Annotated in this window: 9 protein-coding genes; 6 read left to right on the top strand and 3 right to left on the bottom strand. The window is 65.0% G+C overall.

Translation table 11 applies throughout. The annotated features are described in order from the left end of the window. Positions 1-81: 81 nt before the first annotated feature. The 6 genes from NEF64_RS08645 (at position 82) to NEF64_RS08620 (ending at position 10,749) form a co-directional block, all read left to right on the top strand. A complete protein-coding gene (locus NEF64_RS08645) occupies positions 82-1,572 on the top strand; it encodes a UxaA family hydrolase (protein ID WP_031393788.1) in 1,491 nt (496 codons plus the stop codon). Further along, entirely contained in the window at positions 1,569-3,008 is a 1,440-nt protein-coding gene (locus tag NEF64_RS08640; protein ID WP_056405779.1) for a mannitol dehydrogenase family protein, read from the top strand. The genes NEF64_RS08645 and NEF64_RS08640 overlap by 4 nt, the downstream gene beginning before the upstream one ends. A 73-nt stretch (positions 3,009-3,081) precedes the next feature. After that, positions 3,082-3,876 carry a 2-keto-4-pentenoate hydratase gene (locus NEF64_RS08635; RefSeq protein WP_056405780.1) on the top strand — a complete coding sequence of 265 codons (795 nt, stop codon included), beginning with the start codon at positions 3,082-3,084 and terminating at the stop codon, positions 3,874-3,876. A gap of 24 nt (positions 3,877-3,900) precedes the next feature. Further along, positions 3,901-5,220: an MFS transporter gene (locus tag NEF64_RS08630; protein WP_031393785.1), complete on the top strand. Its 1,320-nt coding sequence runs from the start codon at positions 3,901-3,903 to the stop codon at positions 5,218-5,220. 105 nt (positions 5,221-5,325) lie between these two features. Continuing rightward, entirely contained in the window at positions 5,326-9,153 is a 3,828-nt protein-coding gene (locus tag NEF64_RS08625; protein ID WP_056405781.1) for a LamG-like jellyroll fold domain-containing protein, read from the top strand. Positions 9,154-9,324: 171 nt separating this feature from the next. Beyond that, on the top strand, positions 9,325-10,749 hold the full coding sequence (locus NEF64_RS08620) for a DUF885 family protein (RefSeq protein WP_056405782.1): 1,425 nt from the start codon (positions 9,325-9,327) through the stop codon (positions 10,747-10,749). 552 nt (positions 10,750-11,301) lie between these two features. On the opposite strand, the gene NEF64_RS08615 is transcribed toward NEF64_RS08620, so the two are convergent. The 3 genes from NEF64_RS08615 to NEF64_RS08605 all read right to left on the bottom strand — a co-directional run bounded on the left by NEF64_RS08615 (position 11,302) and on the right by NEF64_RS08605 (position 17,979). Further along, the gene (locus NEF64_RS08615) at positions 11,302-13,797 is read right to left on the bottom strand and encodes an AAA family ATPase (protein ID WP_235516311.1); all 2,496 of its coding nucleotides are present in this window, start codon (positions 13,795-13,797) and stop codon (positions 11,302-11,304) included. A 436-nt stretch (positions 13,798-14,233) separates the two neighbouring features. After that, entirely contained in the window at positions 14,234-16,867 is a 2,634-nt protein-coding gene (locus tag NEF64_RS08610) for an AAA family ATPase (protein WP_056405783.1), read from the bottom strand. Continuing rightward, positions 16,864-17,979, bottom strand: coding sequence for a metallophosphoesterase family protein (locus NEF64_RS08605; protein WP_031393559.1), 1,116 nt, complete (start codon positions 17,977-17,979; stop codon positions 16,864-16,866). Before NEF64_RS08605 ends, NEF64_RS08610 begins: the two co-directional genes overlap by 4 nt. Positions 17,980-18,040: the final 61 nt, after the last annotated feature.

Below are 18,040 nucleotides of genomic sequence, written 5' to 3'. Positions count from 1 at the left end.
CGCGACCCGACCCAGCCGTCTTGCGGAAAAGCCTGGGCCGTCGCATAATGCTGACACCGGTTACCGATAGAAGAGGATGCGATGGCGACTGCTCTGAGGGTCGATCCGCGCGACGGCGTCGCGACACTGCTTGACGATGCCTTGGCGGGCGAGATCGTGACGGTCGGCGAGGGCGTCGACGCCGCTAGCCTGATCCTGACCGCCGACATCGGGCGTGGCCACAAAGTTGCGCTCGCTCCGATCGCAGTGGGCGATCCGGTGGTCAAGTACGGCTTTCCGATCGGCACCGCGACGCAGCCGATAGCCCCCGGCGCGTGCGTCCACTCGCACAATCTCAAGACCGGGCTCGAAGGCACGCTCGCCTACCGGTTCGATCCGGTCGACTCTGCATCGCCGCCGGTCGCATCTACTGCGACATTCGAAGGCTATGTCCGCGCCGACGGCGTTGTCGGCACGCGTAACGAAATCTGGATCCTGTCGACCGTCGGTTGCGTCGCGCGCACCGCGGAGCGTATCGCCGCGAAGGCCGCAGCACTGGTCGGTAATACGGTCGACGGCGTCCACGCCTTCACGCATCCGCACGGCTGCTCGCAGCTCGGTCAGGACCTGGAAGGCACGCGGACCATCATGGCAAGCCTCGCCTGTCATCCCAATGCCGGCGGCGTGCTGATCGTCGGGCTGGGCTGCGAGGAGAACCAGATCAGGGCGCTGCTCGCGACGATCCCGGAGGCCCGCCGCGGCATGATCCGAACGCTGACGACGCAGGCCAGTGGCGACGAGATCGCGGAGGGCTGCGCGCTGGTCGCCGAACTCGCTGCGCTGGCGAAGGCATCGCGCCAGACCGTGGGTGTCGACAAGCTCGTCCTCGGCGTCAAATGCGGGGGGTCGGATGGCCTGTCGGGCCTCACCGCGAACCCATTGGTCGGTCGAATGAGCGACCGTGTCACCTCGGCAGGCGGCCGCGTCCTCGTGACTGAAATCCCCGAGATCTTCGGCGCGGAACAGATGCTGATGAACCGCGCTGCCAGCGAGCCCGTGTTCGACCGGATCGTCGCAGTCGTCAACGATTTCAAACGCTACTTCCTCGATCACGGCGAGACGGTGTCGGAGAATCCCTCGCCCGGCAACGTCGTCGGCGGCATCACCACGCTCGAGGAAAAGTCCCTCGGCGCCGTCCAGAAAGCCGGGCGCGCTGCGATCTCGGACGTGATCGACTATGGCGGGCGCATCCGGGTCGATGGGCTCACGCTGCTGGAGGCGCCCGGCAATGACGCCGTCTCCTCGACCGCGCTGGCGGCGGCGGGGGCGACAGCGATCCTGTTCACGACCGGCCGAGGCACGCCGCTCGGCTTCCCCGTGCCGACGATCAAGATCGCGTCCAATACCGATCTCGCCACGCGCAAGCCGGGCTGGATAGACTTCGATGCGGGCGCCGTCCTGGAGGATGGCTTTCCGGCGACCGAAGAAGCGCTGCTCGCGCGCATCGTGGACGTCGCGTCGGGCGCCGAGACCGCCGCCGAACGCAACGGCGAACGCGAGATCGCGATCTGGAAACGAGGCGTGACGCTGTGAACCGGTTGTCGTTTGCAAACCTCTCCACCCTGCCCGCATCCATACAAAGCCCAGAGGCACGGTCAGCGGGCGGCGTCGGCATCGTCCATTTCGGCCCCGGCGCATTTCACCGCGCGCATCAGGCGGCCTATGTCGACGACCTGCTTACGCACGATCCTCGCTGGGGGATCGCGGCGGTATCGATGCGGACGCGCGGTACGATCGACGCACTCGCGGAGCAGGACGGGCTCTATACGCTTGCGATCCGCGACGCCGATCCGTCGATGCGCGTGATCGGCGCGCACCGCCGCTTCCTCGGGCCTGAGGACGCGGCGGAGACCCACTCGCTGCTTGCCGACCCGGCGGTCGCGCTGGTGACGACCACCGTGACCGAAAAGGGCTATTGTCTCGGGGGCGATGGCACGCTCGACATGGGCCATCCCGATATCGTCCACGACCTGGCCGGAACCACGGTTCCGCGCAGCGTCGTCGGCTGGATCGTCGCCGGCCTCGCCGCGCGCCGGGCCGCCGGGACCGTCCCGTTCGTGCCGATGCCGTGCGATAATCTGGCGAGCAACGGCGCCAAGCTGCACGCAGCACTTGTGGCTTTCGCGACCCGAACCGACCCCTCGCTGGCGGACTGGATCGCGGGCGAGGTGCGAATACCCTCGACGATGGTCGATTCGATCACCCCAGCGAGCGACGCCGCGCTCTACGGCGACATTGCCTCGACGCTCGGCGTCGAGGATCGCGCCGCGGTCCAGCGTGAATCGTTCACACAATGGGTCATCGAAGACATCGGGTGCCAGCTCGGCCCCGACCTCGCCAGCGTCGGCGCGGCCGTCACCACCGATGTCGGCGGCTATGAAAAGGCCAAGTTGCGAATCCTCAACGGCGCGCATTCCACGCTCGCCTATGCCGGCCTGTTGCGCGGATCGAGCAGCGTCGTCGACGCGATGCGTGACCCGGAACTCGCCGCGTTCGTCGACGCGATGATCGTCCGCGACATCATCCCGATGCTGCCCCCCGTCCACGGGCTCGACATCCAGGACTATCGCGCAGCCGTCCTGCAGCGCTTCCGCAACCCGGTAATCGTCCACCGGCTCGACCAGATCGCACAGGACGGTTTGCAGAAGCTGCCCTATCGCCTCGGCGACACGCTGATCGCCAACCGCCGCGCCGGACGCATGCCGACGCACGTCGTCGCGGCATTCGGCGCCTGGACCGCGTTCCTGATCCGCCGATCGCGCAGTGGACAGCCGATCGTCGACCCCGCCGGCAACAGGCTGGCCATACTCGCATTCGAGGGCAGCCCGGCGGAAATCGTCGCGCGCTTGACGGACGAAGGCCTTGGCATCCCTCGCGAAGTGCTTGAGGACGCTGCGCTTATGGCCGCGCTCGGCCGCGCCGCGAACGACGCTCACAACGAAGACTGGACGTCGTTGTTCGCGGGCTGAGCAAGTCGACTTGTCAATGACACCGGTTTCCCATACGCTTCGAAAAAATCGAACGACATTACAGGAGGGGTTCTTGGCGGCACAGCCGAACACGACCAACACGACACGGATCGCCCAGACCTTCGTGGACGCGCGCCGCGACGGCGGCGTCGTTTTCGAGTTTCCCGGCGACGTGCCGGTCACGCTCGATGAGGGCTATGCCGTGCAGGACGCGGCACTGCTGCTCGCGGACGGCGTCGTGGCGGGCTGGAAGGTCGGACGGATCAACCCGCCGCTCGACGGGATCGACCGCCTGACCGGCCCAATCTTCGCCGATCAAATCGTCATGGCCAGCGCCGATCCGGTCGCTATGCCGGTGTTCGCGCAAGGGTTTGCCGCGGCAGAAGCCGAATTCCTGCTCAGGATCGGCACCGCATCCTACCCTGCCAAGTCGACCTACACGATCGACGAAGCCCGCGCGATGGTCGACGCGGTGCATGTCGGGATCGAGATCGCGAGTTCGCCTTTCCCCGGCATCAACGCGCTCGGGCCGACCGTCACCGTGTCCGATTTCGGCAACAATAACGGGCTGGTCGTCGGCGCCGATGCCGAGGGGTGGCGCGAGGGCGACGTCAACGCATGGCCGGTCGAGCTGTGGATCAACGACGCCTTGATCGGTGCCGCGACGAGTGCGACGATGCTAGACGGGCCGTTCGGCGCGGTCCGCTATCTGCTCGAACACTTGGCCGCCCGCGGAATCGCATTGTCGCCGGGACAATGGGTCTCGACCGGCGCGGTCACCGGCGTCCATCCGGTCGCGATCGGCGACCGGGTCGAGGCGCGCTTCGACGGACGGTTCGCCGTCCACTGCACCATCAAGGCCCGCTAGAGGCTGTCTTTAGGAGAGAAGCCAATGGCGAGCATGAACATGCCGGAGGTGGGCGCGCCCGACGCGAACGGCGCGATCGGTGACGCAGGAGTAGGCGGCAAGATCGGCCGCTATCGCTGGCTGATCTGCAGCCTGTTGTTCGCTGCGACCGCGATCAACTATGTCGACCGACAGATGATCGGCGTGCTGAAGCCGACCATCTCCGCCGAACTCGGCTGGAACGAGACGACCTATGCCGACGTCATCTTCTGGTTCCAGGCCGCGTATGCGATCGGATATCTTAGTTTTGGACGGATCGTCGACGTGCTCGGCGCGCGGATCGGCTATTCAGTCGCCTTCGTGATCTGGACGCTCGGCCACACGCTGTGTGGATTCGCCGGCAACGCGTTCCAGTTCTCGGCCGCCCGCGTCGTGCTTGGTCTAGGGGAGGCAGGCAATTTTCCGGCAGGCATCAAGGCCGTGTCGGAGTGGTTTCCCGCCAAGGAGCGAGCCTTCGCGACCGGCGTCTTCAACGCAGGCGCGAACATCGGCGCAGTGATCACGCCGCTGATCGTGCCCATCATCACGATCGCGTTCGGCTGGCGGATGGCGTTCATCATCACCGGCGCGATCAGCCTGGTCTGGCTCGTCGCCTGGATCGCGATCTACCGCCGCCCCCGCGAAGTGGCCAAGCTGTCGCCGGCGGAACTGGCGCATATCGAGAGCGATCCGGCTGACCCGGCGAAGAAGATCGGCTGGATCAAGCTGCTCGGCTACCGTGAGACGTGGGCGTACGCACTCGGCAAGTTCCTGATCGATCCGATCTGGTGGCTGTTCCTGTTCTGGACGCCGGACTTTCTCGCCAAGACCTATAATCTCGATCTCAAGAGCTTCGGACCGCCGCTAGTCGCGATCTACCTGCTCTCCGACCTCGGCAGCGTGGCCGGCGGGTGGTCTTCGTCGAAGCTGATGAAACGCGGTTATTCCGCCAACTTCGCGCGGAAGATCACGATGCTGGCCTGCGCGTTCCTGGTGATGCCTATCTTCTTCGCCCAATATGTCGACAATCTCTGGCTCGCGGTCGGGATCGTCGGTCTGGCGACGGCGGCGCACCAGGCGTTCTCAGCCAACCTCTATACGATTCCTTCGGACATGTTCCCGCGTGGCGCAGTCGGGTCGGTGGTCGGGATCGGGGGCACGGTCGGCGCGATCGGGGGCATGATGATGGCCAAGTTCACGGGGTACGTCCTCCAGACCACAGGCAGTTACACGCTGATCTTCGCCGTCGCGGGCAGCACGTATCTGATCGCGATCACCGTCGTGCACCTGCTCTCGCCGCGCTTGGCGAGAGTGAACGCCGACTGAGGGTTGTCCCGCCCTCCTGTTCTTACGCAAGGACGGGACCGAGCATGGGTCCTCGCGTTCGCGGGGGCGCATTTGCGACGCAGTGAGATTTAGCCAGATCGCTCAATGCCGATTGGCTGCAAGGAGAGAGCAGTGAAGCGTTCCACCACGGCGTCCGTCCTCGCACTAGCTGTCGCCAGCGTCACGACTGCGGCTGCACAGGACGCAACCGGCCTCCTCTTCCGCGCGTCCGCCGACAAGAGCCTCACCGCCGACTACGCGACCGGTGATCCCGTCCCCAATTTCCGCAGCGGCGTCGACGTCACCCCGGATGGCGCGATCGGCGGCGCCGCGCGATGGGCGGACGACGGTTACGTCGCGTGGAAGGCACCCGGCAACATCCGCGCCGACCGCGGCACGCTCGCGTTCTTCTGGCGCGCCCGCACCCCCGTGGGCAAAGCCCCATTCGTGATCTTCCGCGCCGGGTTCGCGGACCATTCAAGCTGGGACATGGCGTTCTTGCGGATCGACTGGAACGGCCACGGATTCGACGCCTTCGTCACCGACGCCAACCTTTCACAAGTCCGGGTCGCTTGGACGATACCGCAAGCGCTCGCCGCCGACGCCTGGTCGCATGTCTCGTTCGCCTGGGACGAGACGGTCGGCGTGCAGCTCTTCGTCGATGGCAAGCTCGTCGCGCGGAAGGACCAGAAGGCCGACCTCGACAGCGGCCTCGACCAGTTCGGTCTCGCCGGTCGGGTAATGTCGCCGCACCAAGTGCAGAGCCGCTACAATTTCATGCGCGGTTCCGACCTCGACGAGATCCGCGTCTACGACCACATGCTCACAGCCTCCGACGTCGCCGCGCTCGCCGACAAGCGCGAACCGTCCCCCGCCCCGGCGACCGGCCCCGCCGCCAGACGCACGGCTTGGCTTCACCGCTACGGCTGGGACAAGACCACACCGCCCGTTCTCGATGCCGACGTAACGCGCGTCCGAAAGGTCGAGTTCGTCGACGCGAAGGACCTGAAGCAATGGATGTGGAAGGGCGTAGACGGCATCGCCGAGACGACCTGGCCCGGCGTCTACAACCGATCCCGCCTGCCCGGCCGCGACGATTATTTCGAGCTGCCCGACTGGAACACCTATGTCGAAGGCGGCAAGCGCTACGATCTGACGATCCCCCCTGGCGAGCGCGTCAACCGCGTCGAGATCCGCGGATCCGCGTACGGCCGACTCGACTGGGGCGACGGAACCAAGACTGCCTTGATCGGCGCCCGTGCTCCAGGCACGGTCCGCAGCGTAAACCAGTTCGCCCCCCGCACCGGCGGCACGCTCAGCTTCACCAACACGATGCAGGAGCAACCGATCCAGGAGTTCTGGGCCTACGACATCGGCGCGGGCGCAGAACCCGCAGGTAGCTTCAAGCTCTCCTACACCGTCGACGCAACCGCCTCTCCCAACCTTGCCGCCCTCGCGCCCCTCAACGCCTACATCGCGGGCCGCTTCGCTTCGGACGAGCGCAGCACCGTCGTCGCGATGCCCTCCGTCGGCCTCAAAGCCGCGGTCGGCGCAGGCACCGGCGGCGCATCCGGCGCCCCCGTACGCCGCAAGGACGCCGCGCCGATCGTCCACATCCTCATCCCGGCGAGCTTCGGCGACGCGCTTCCCGACCGCCCGCTGGCACGCGCGTTCGACTATGGCTGGCAGAACCTCAACGACGGCCTCGACGGCCTCGCGATCGACATCCCCGCGCTGAAAGCCGAGCCCAACGCCGCCGGCCTGATCGCGCTCAACGTCCGCGTGAAGGACCCGATCTGGCCGGGCCGCGACGTGATCGACCTCTCCGTCTCGGTCCGCCCGAACGAAGCACGTACGCTCTGGCTCGACCTGCGCGACCGCATCCTGCCCAACGACAGCATGTATCTGACGATAGCCAGCGCTGAGCCGGGCTTCGATGCCGCCGCGCTGAACGGCGCGAAGATCCGCCTCGTCTTCAAACCTCGCGCCGCCGCCCTTACCGAACACGTTGCCGACCGGATGACGCAAGTGAAGGACAATTGGGGTTTTCTCGTCGAGGAACACACCGCGTCGAAGCGCGCCGGCCTCTACCAGCGCCTCTTCGCCGACATCTCCGACCTGCTTCGCGTCGACCCTGATAACGCGCGCGCCCGCACCTATTGGGCGGACATCAATTATCGGCCAGAAAACCTTCCCGCCTTCGTTCAGCCAGTGGCCCCCGCAGGTGTACCCCTATGGGCCTTCCGACAGCTCGAAGACCTCAAGCGTGTCCGCGAGTTCGTCATGTGGTGGATCGACGAACGGCAAGTCCCCTACGGTGATTTCGGCGGCGGCCTCTCTGACGACACCGACCTGACGCAGCAATGGCCCGGCCTTGCGTTGATGGGTGTCGAGCCCGACAAGATCAACGCCTCGCTCCGCGCGCTGTCGGATGCGGTCTACAAGAACGGCATGATCGTTAACGGCCTCGGCTACATCACAGCCGACGAACTCCACGCGTACGAGGAGGGCCTGAACAGCAACGCCGAACGCCTCTATCTGAACTGGGGCGAACCCAAGGCGATCGAGCGGCTGATGGACACCACGCGTGCCCTCCAGACGGTGATACTCAAGAACCCCGCCGGGCACATGCACTTCGCCAGCAACTGGTATGGCGGGCGGAAGATGTACCGCGAAGGCGCATGGGAATGGCAGAAGCCCTATGCCTTCACCGTTATGCACGGCCCGATGCTGGTCGGCCTCTACAACGCCAATCCGCTCGCACGCGGGCTCGTCACCGGCGTGATCGACGGCTGGATGGCGCATGGCAAACAGGGTCCGGACAGCAGCTGGAGCTATCCCAACGAGATCAACTGGCGCACCGACGCCGAGCGCACCGGCGACGGCGGCGGCATCACCACCTCGCTCCAGGCGACCTGGGCCGCATGGCGCTACACCGGCGATGCGAAATACCTGCGTCCGATCGAAGCACGCCTCGCCAAGGCGGGTGCGGGGGCACTCGCCGAGTTCAACGAGAACGCGTTCGACGCACTTCCCGGTGGCGCCGCGGCCCGTGCCAAGTTAGCCGCCACCAAATCGCAAGACCCGTTCGCCCGCTACACTGCCTGGGCCGCGACCGGCGACACCGCCCCCCTGGAAGCACTCCACGCAGATGCGATCGCCGACAAGTCGCAGCACATGGACATGTACACCGAAGGCCATTGGTGGAGCGACCGCGTCGACCAGCCAAGCGAGATCCTCCAACGCGAGCGCCTCGGAGGCATCGCGCTGCGCCGCAACCAGAGCTGGCCAGGCAACACCGTAAGCTGGCGCTTCGCCGAGCTAGGCGCCGCAACACGCGTTGCGCTCCTGCTCCCGGACGCGACACCGACCAGGTTCCGGGTGATCGGCTACAACACCACCGATCACGCCCAGCGCGCGACGATGTCGACTTGGACCGTCACCGCCGGCCGCTGGTCGATGCAGGCGTCGACCAGCGGCGACGGCGGCAAGACGCTCACACCGATCGGCGCTGCGCAGACCATGACGCTCGAACGCAGCGCCAGCACTGACGTGACGTTCGCGCCCGGCACCACGGTGTTCGACTTCGCGCTGATCGAGCCGGGCACTCCAGTAGACGAGCGCGCGGACCTCGGCATCGGCACGGACGACGTGGTCATGAGGGGTCGGAGCGCAGCGATCACCGTCCACAGCCTTGGCGCGAAGGACACAAAAGGCGGCCATGCGGAATTGATCGACGCGACGGGCAAGGTCGTCGCCACCACGCGCATCCCCCCGCTAGCCGCACCGCTCGATCTCAAGCCCAAAACCGCGACTGTGAAACTTGCGGTCCCGTCCCGCCTCGATCCCGCGACGCTGGCCATCCGCGTCGCGCTTACCGGAGACGAGCCCGAGATCACCCAAGCCAACAACAGCGTGGCATTGACCCGATGATGCGCACTCCATGACGCTTCGCCAATTTCCCGACGCCTGCTCCGTCGGTAGCGTGACCGCTCCCACCCCGTTCGCGCTGAGCGAAGTCGAAGCACACCTCCCTTGGGTCACGCCATTCGACTTGGCTCACGGCGAACGCGAGTATGTGGGATGACGCCAAACCGCAGGAATATGCTCGCTGGGCTGGCGTCATCAGTGTTCTTCCCTTCTAACGTGCACGCCCAGACCGCCTCGTCTCTACGCCAAGCGCTCGACGCGGCCGCGGCGACCGATCCAGACGAAGCACTCCGTCTTCTCGCCCCCTTCGACCCACACGCCTTGCAGCCCGGTGGCCGCCTTGATCTGATCACAACGCGAGCCGGTTTGGCGGTCGACGCCGCCATCGCGCGGTCCACGTTCGGCCGCACCGGACGCAGCCCTTACCGCGTCACCCCTACGACCGGCGCCTGGAAGGCGGCACGTCCGGTTCAAGCCAGGATTGACGCAGACACCACCGCAATCCTCGCCGACGCCAAAGCAGGCATCGTCGCTCCCCGCCTGTCTCTCGATCGCACGGTCGACGCTCTCCGGGCGGCGCTCCCAGATCCCGCGATCGAACGACAGATCGCCGCGCTCGAAAGTCTCCGCGACATCGCACCATCCGCTCCCGGGGTCGGACGGTTCAAGGGCGGCGCGGACTGGTACGCGCTACAACTGCAACGCTCGCTCGGCACCATGACGCCAGCCTATGCGGAACGTCGACTCTTTGTCGAGCTGAACCGCCTCCACGCCCGTGCCACGTACCTGTTCGATCGGATTGGCGCGCCCAAAGGGACGGTCGCGGCGCGCTATGCCAAACTCTGGCAGAACGAGCGCTTTCTCTATCCGGACACTAACGCTGGCCGTGCCGACGCAATTGGCGACATGAACAGCATGCTCGCCACCGCGCGAGCAAAAATCCCGACGGCGTTCGGCGAGCTCCCTCCCTGGTGCCTGAACGCCAGCGCCCGCGCGTTATCCACAGAGGAGATCGCCGCTGGCCGCGGCGGCTATCGAGAGATCCCAACTCCGACTCGCGCCGGCGCATATGTCGTCGATCTAAAGGATATTTGCCGTCGCCCGCGCTGGACGTTCCCCAGCGTCGTGGCACACGAATTGCTGCCGGGCCATATGATCCAACTGGGTCTGGAAGGTATCACCCCGCCCCACCCGCTCCGCATCGAATACGCGTCATCCTTTGTCGAAGGCTGGGGCATCTACGCTGAGCAACTCGCGGAGAAAGCCGGCACATACGGCGATCCTCACGATGCGCTCGGGCACACCCACTGGCTCCTTTTCCGCGTCGCCCGCGCGCTCGTCGATCTTGGTATCCACCTTTACGGTTGGTCGATCGAGCAAGCAAGGCACCGCCTTACCGAATGGCAAGGTCAACCCGCCTATTTTGCACCGTTCGACATTGAGTTGGCGCGGATTCCCCTCGAGCCGGGCACTCGCGTTGCTGAGGCGATGGCTTGGCTCGCAATTGCCGACGACGGCCGCCGTAAACGGGCTACCGCCTATCATCGCAGCCTACTGCTATCGGGACGGAAGCGCGTTAACTTAACTATCGTAAGTTGAAATTTGCGATCTAGATTAGAAAATACACATCCGCTCTGCTGTAGGTCCCAACTGAGAACGTTATTCCGCTCTCTACCAGGAAGCCGCCGTTCGCGCCCCTGCCCGGCCGCCTGAACGAATGGCAGCTTACCGCAACGGGCCGCTCGAAAGCGGGCAGGCCGCTATCCACCAAGCGTTAGCGTTGCTGGCGAGGCGCCAGGCCCCATTCCCAATCATTCAGGGCCTACTTGTGCGGCCCAAAACAGACATTCGTTCAAGGTAGTGATTTGGGCGCCGCAAACTCCTGCAATCGATTCAGCGGGTTTCGTTCGCTGATTAACGGATGCGCAAAGCGTCCTCTACGCTGAGTTCGGATCGAGCGACGTCTTGGAAAATTCATCGCCAGCCTCACACGTAGGCAGTAGGCGCGCACTTACGAGCTTGCGCGCAAATTTGCCAAGTTCGGGCGCGTCGCCACAAATCACTCCGCGATTGTTTTTATTCAAAATTTCAGACCAGAGTGGCAAAACCCGCCGTCCTGATGACTATAACTCCAGCGGACAAGTGCCTCACCTATAGCAGCGTCGCGCCTACAGGATTCTCGAGAGCGGAACGCGTTGCAAACGTCGCCTTCCGCCGCTTGCCGAGCTCGATTCTGAAATTGTCGAGCACCGTAAGGTCGGCCTCCATCTCGTCCGGGGACGGCTGCGGGATGTCGCGGCCGGCTGACATGTCGTGGCCTGAACGTTCCGAGGCCCGCTTCATCGCGAAGAAGATCGTCCGGTAGTCTTCGTCAGTGACGGTCACCTCCTTAAGCCTACCCGTCATCACGTCCGGCACGAACCTTACAACCGTCTTCGCGAAGACCACCTCCTCGACCGCCCGTTCCCAAGATTCGCGCAGATCAGAGTAGAAGTCCTTCGCCTGCCGCCGGTATTCGTCCGTGTCAAAGTCGGTCAGGGATTTAAGCTTCTTCGCGCGTAGCCTCAGCGTCTCGATCCGCGCGCCGAGGTCGGCAACCCAGGGCTCGCGGTTCTCCCGGATCACGCCGAAGCCCTCGGATTGGGTCTTAGCGACGACTGACTTAACCAGCGGTGCGCCGTCTCCTGCTCTGGCGGCCTCCGATACCACCTCGTTAAAGAACACCAGGTTGTGCGTGAAGATGATCACCTGCCGTCCCTTCTTCGCTTCGGTCACGAGACGGTGCGCGACTTTGCGAATACGCAGATGGTCAAGCGAAGAGACGGGATCATCTACAAGAATTCCGTAGCGCGCGTCGTCGCCTCCGATCTCGGCTAAGAAGCACGCGAGCGCCAGCGCCCGCTGCTCGCCTTCTGACAGCACCTGGTTGTTCTTCACCGCGCCGGCGCCGTGCAGGCCAACTGAGAAGAGGCTCTTCCCACCGGAGCTGGAGTCGCTAACCTTGAACGGGAGGTGGGTCAGGCCGAGCGCGGCGATCTCCTCTGCGATCCTTCGTTCGAGCTCCTCGGTCACGAGCTGCTTGCGTAGGGCGGTGATCTGCGTCGAGATCGACCGCGTGGCTACCCGCGCCTGACAAACCGTCAGCAACTTCTGCTCCGAGACGTCACGCAGTCGCTGGAGCACCGTCTCGAGGTCATTCCCGAGCTTGGCCCGATCTTGGAGTTCGGCCAGCCGTGTCCGCATGGCGTCAAGCGCCTCGGTGTGCGAAGCGCTCCGCTGGAGCGACGCAGCCTCGGCCTCGAGGCGTGTGAGTTCCGCCGCGACTGTATCTACGAGGCCAGTAACATCCGGCGTAGGTGCCGGCGTCGCCGTCTCGTTCAGAAGTGCAGCGCGCCTTGCCTCAAATCCGGCCAGCCCCTTGAGGAGGTCGACCACGGCCGCAGCCCTGGTCGCGTCGAGCTGTCCGTATCCAGACAGGGTCTCTTCGACGACGGTTGCCTCAGGCACCTTGACCTGCTCGACCTGCGCCAAGAGCTTCTTCAGGGTATCGCGCGCGCCGTCGGCGCGCTTCGTAGCTTCGCCGCTCACGAAGTCATTGAACCGGGCGAGCCGCGCAGCGCCCGGCGGGGTTAGCGGCTCGAGACACAGGAGGCACAGGTCGCCGGTCGTCTCGGGCAGGCGCTCTGGCGGTATCTCCACGCCAGCCGCAGCGAACTCGCGGGCTGCCTCAAACAGGATGCGCCAAGACTCGCCGCCGACATTCGCGACAGGTTCGTCCCCAAAACTAACAGTCGCTGCGATCCTCTCTGCCTCCACCGCTTGGCCCAGCTCGCGCCGGGCCGACGCGAGCGTCTCGCCCACCGTCTCCGAGAGTCCGTCTTGGAGGGTCGCCAGCACCTGGCCTACGCGCGTTAGCACAGTGACGGCGCGGCGACGCGTCGCCGCCAGCGCCACCGGATCTGCGGCGAGCTCGGCTTCGAGGCGGGCAAGCTCAGCGAGGTCCGGCTGGCTCAACTCGGACAGTCTGCGGATCTCGTCCTCGGTGGGCAGCGAGGGGGCCCTGGAGTCCAGCTTGGCGAGGGTTAATGCGACTACGCTACCCGGGGTGTATCCGGCCGGCAGCCCGACGCGCAGCCGCGGCGTGAGCACCTTCTCGTCCGCCAAAAATTTCGCGGCCATCCGCTGGCACAGCTCGCCGTGGTGTTCGAGGATTGCGAGCTCGCGGGGCAGATAGGCGATCCTGTTGCCGCTATCGACGTAGAGCCGGGCGTTATGACTGTCGAACACAGAGATCTGGCGGAGTTGTGATGGAGGCGGTGTCGCGGGATCCCACTCGAGCTCGGTCACCGCATCGTCGCCGACCTGGTAGCGCACATGCACCCGCATAGGTCCGCCGCCGGCGTCGAAGACATTCCCCCTCAGCTGATCCGACGTTAGGCTCCGGCACAGCCGCTTGGCTATGCGGGTGTAGCCGCTTTTCCCGCTCCCGTTTTCCCCATACACTAGAGTGATGCCCACACCGGCCATGCGCAACTTCTGACCACCGGCTAGGCGGTCTATGTTCTGCACGGGACCTAGCTGCGCAAGCACCGTCCGCCGCGTCTCGCCCGAGGGGCCACCGAGTTGCGAGGCGTCGATTGCAGTCATGGGGTGGGGTGAAGAGCTGGCACCGGCCGCAGCACGCACGTTGTCGAGGATGCAGTCGGCATCCGTCTGCGCAATAGAATGATCTGCCGCCGCAGCGATCCGACGAAGGCTGTCATTTACCCAGTCAGGCTGCTCCGCAGCCCAACTCATCAGATCCTTGGCCATTTCTCCTCCCCTGTACGGCCAGAATGATTGCGTCCCGTGGCCGAAGCAAGTGAGGTTTCAACTAAATCGATCCGATGGACTGGCGCCTCGAGCAAAGGAGTTTGAGCAAACCACCGAGTGTGCCGGTTCGTGCTCAAAAGCAGTCGTTGCCATCTACCATTAGCGCTCGAAAATGTAACGGTGGCCCCGTCTGAACAGACGTCCGCTTAGCACGATCGCTGCCGGAAAGCGGACGCTTCAATCTCTACCACCGGGCTTCCAGTCGTCGTTTTCACCGAGCTCCGATTAGGTTTACCCTGTTTCCAAGATGTCGGAACGCGCGGTCACGGCAGGTCAGCAGAATCACCTGCATTCGCGACGCCGCGTCGGTCAGGATCTCGGTCATCAGATCGAGGCGGGCATCGTCCGAATAGACGAGCGGGTCGTCGAGGATCAGCGACACTGGTAAACCCTGCTCCAGCAGCATGTCCGCGAAGGCCAGCCGAGTGAGCACCGAAAGCTGCTCCTGGGTGCCACGGGAAAGGTCACCGCAATTTTCACCTAGCCCGCTACGCATGATTGATGTCAGGCCTAGATCATCCCCAAAGCTAGGATCGCAGCCGGGCAGGAGCCGCTCGATGTGCCGACGCGCCCGCCGGGCGACGGGCCCGACGAACGTCCGTGAGGTCTCTGCACGCGCACCTTCCAGCGTGTCGCGAAGCAGCTTCAGCGTTTCCGCCTCCTGCGTCACGCGCGCCAGGTTGGCGGCCGCAGCATCCGCTTCTTCTCGCGCAGCAGCAGCGCGGTCCGCCAGTCCCTTGCCGCCTTCCGCCTCAATCCGGGCCTCGAGCCCGGCGACCACCTTCTCCAGATCGATCCGCTGCGTCCGGGCGACCTCGATACGTTTGTCCAACACCCCGATCTGGCGTTCGATCACCGCTACATCATGCGCTGTCGCAGCACGTTCGGCATCCTGCAGACGAACCAGCGCAGCAGCTTCTCGCTGACGTGCCTCCAGCATAGCCTCATCCAGACGATCTACCTCAGGCTTGCCTTCCAAAGCAGCCAGCTGCGCTACGGCGTTGGCAGCATCACGCTCTGCGCTAGCCGCCTGAACCATCAGCGGCGCATTGCGCGCTTCCAGCTCGCGCAGTTGCGCAGACGCCGCCTCATCGACGCCCTCCGCCCTTGCGAGCGCGCAATCCGCCTCCGCCGCGATCACGCTCAACTCGTCGACGTCCGGTCCTTTCTCACTGCCCTCCCCTTCAGTGCTTTCCGGCAATCCTGCCATGAAGGTCTTCAGGGCCGAAGCACCGGCGTCGAGACCGAGCAGCGCCACGGCCGGCGTGATTCCAGATATCTGCGCTTCAAGCGTCCGCACGTTGGCGACAGCATCACGTGCGACCTCATTACGTGACCGCGCGTCAGCGACACTTGTCACCCCGTAGTCGGCCAACGCGGCGCCCAGGTCATCGCGGGCGTTGGCGAGCGCCGTTTCGGCGCTTTGCAGCCCAGCTGGCGGTCGGATGATTAACTCAGCCTCGCCAAGCTGGATGCGCGTCTCACGCGATAGCGTCTGGTCACCGCGCTCGACCGGCATTCCGTCGATCCGAACACCGCTGACATCGCCCGCGAACTCGATCCGGGTCGCGCCCGCCTCGACTGCCGCGCGCGCCTTGTCGACGGCACGTTCGCGTTCCTCCAGCGTCTTGATGACGCTGGAGGGGATCACGGTCGTACCGAGTTCGCGCGCTGCCTCCAGTTCGGCTTCGAGGGGCAGCAGCTCAGCATGCCGCTGGCGTACCTGCGTGATCTCAATTTGACGTGCTCGCGCCGCAACGCATTTGTTGCCAGCATCAAGTGCGGCATGCGCCTTGCGCCTATCGTCGCGGGCCGTCGCCAGCCTATCACGCGCCGTACCCGCTTGCTCACGCGTGCTGGTCAATTCCTCTTCCAGGCCGGATCGTTTCTCACGCGCCTTGCCAAGTGCTGCGGCCGTGTCACTGACAGCCTTCCGAGCATCAGCGAGACGCGCGGTGAGGTCCTCCAGTCCCCTAACCTGATCAGCAAGGCGGCCTCGCTCGGCCAGCCTAGTATCGCGCAACTGCGCAGCAGACCGCGCCACGTCGATCTGACCAACGAGAGCCTTTCGCCGATCTGCGTCCGTCGTATCGGCAAGATCACGGTCCAACACTTTCAGCCTAGCCCAAGCGGCCTCGAGATCGGAGAACTCTTGTTCAAGGGCGGCGAGCCGGGCGGCCGCCTCGGTCGCAACGCTCTCGGCAGCGTCATGCTCGGTACGTGCCGTCGTCTGGCGACCGCTAGGCCGGCCGGTGTTAGTCCAATAGTCTGCGAACTGGCTGTCGATCCGGGGCCGGACACGCTGGTAGGCTGCGCCGCCCATGATCGTGCCAACCTCAGCCTCTAGCGTCGCACGCACGCTATCGCGGACGATATCGCCCGGGGCCGTGACTTCGAGCGCCTGCGCCTGCCCTACCCAAAGCAGCCCCAGCGCACCGTGAGCGGCCGCGTCGCCGGCTTGGCTCGTGTCACGGCGCGCGCCGAGCAATGCCTGCAGCTGAGCTTCAGCATCTTCGCCTTGTGCACGGCCGTTTGGTCCACGCACCTCGACCGACGCACCTTTCAGGAAGCGCTTATTAACCTGCCAGTCCTCGCCTCGCGCCTCGAAGCCGACCTCGATCTGCGGGGCGACGGCCTCGCCGTGCGGCGCATAGCTCCGCGCCAGCCGGTTGGCTGTGTTGTGCCGAATGAAGAAGGCCGCGCGCATGGCTTCCAGCAGTGTCGACTTGCCGGTCTCGTTGGGCTCGATGATGACGTTCAAGCCGTCAGTGAGCCCGTCGAGGACGAACGGCTCACGGAACTTACGGAAGTTGGCCAGCGCGATGCGCCGGATCTTGAGGCTCATGCTGCGTCCTGTCCGCGCTGATATTCCACGAAGAGGCGCTCGAGCGCCCGCTTGGCCGTGACCCCGTCGGTACCGCCGGCCTCGATCATGCGCATCAGCTTTGCGGCAGCCGTTCCGATCATCCCCTCTACCTGCAGATCCGCCAGGTCCTGCTCGCTTGGCCGACCCACCAGGTCGTCTGCCGCAACCGCCAGATGCCGAAGGCGATGGCGTAGGTCATTGTCCAGCTTGCCAAGGATCGTGATCCGGTCGGACAGGCTGACGATGCCGGCAAGCGACAGCTGCAGGAGCGTTGCCGACGGTTCGATCGGGCCAAGCAGCCGATCGCACTCGGCGGCAAAGCCGTCCGCGTCAGGGATCGTCCAATTCCGCATCAGCCATTGGAACTTGCCCGTGCGGATCGGTGACACGATCGGCTCCACGCCTTGCTCCAGCGCCACGAGCAAGGCATATCCCGGTTCGTCTCGCTGGAACCGATCTTTTTCCGGTGTGCCGGAATACCAGGTTCGTGAATCGACCCGCAGCGCTCCGTGCCAGTCACCGAGCGCCAGATAGTCTAGGCTGGAGCGCTGTGCGCGATCGGGAGCGATCTGGTTTTGCGCCTCACCGCGCGACGAAAAATCACGGATCGAACCATGGGCCAAGCCAATGCGCAGTGTCGCGCCCGGCGTCTCCATCGTGTCGAACAAGGCCGTCGGGTCATCAAGATTGTGCCGGTGCGTGAGTGGTGCCGGCAAAAGCCAGTGTCCAGGTTCCAGCTCGCATGGCACGGGCTCGGTGATGACGCGGATGTTCGCCGCCCCTTTGGCGCGGACACGGTCCCAAAGACCGCTGTTGCGGGCGAAGTCGTGATTGCCGGGGAGCAGCCACCACGTGCAGGCATATCGCTGCATCCGTGACACTGCCTGCACAATGACGCGATCTTCTGGACCCTCGGTATCGAAGACGTCGCCAGCGACCAAGACATGCGCAGCGTCATGCTCGGCCGCGGCCTTGCCGATCGCATCGATCGCATCGAAGCGCGCTTCGCTAAGTGCTGCGCGGACATCACTATCAAAGCGACCGTACGGCTTACCTAGCTGCCAGTCTGCGGTGTGGATTAGGCGTAGCATAGGGCTCTTTCGGTAACTTCTGGCCTACGTGCCGAACGCTGCCGCCACTTTGCCGTTCTGC

The organism is Sphingomonas aerolata, from assembly GCF_023935825.1.
Taxonomy (GTDB): Bacteria; Pseudomonadota; Alphaproteobacteria; order Sphingomonadales; family Sphingomonadaceae; genus Sphingomonas; species Sphingomonas aerolata.
Note: the sequence above shows the minus strand (reverse complement) of the source record. Positions and strands in the feature narration are given on the sequence as shown.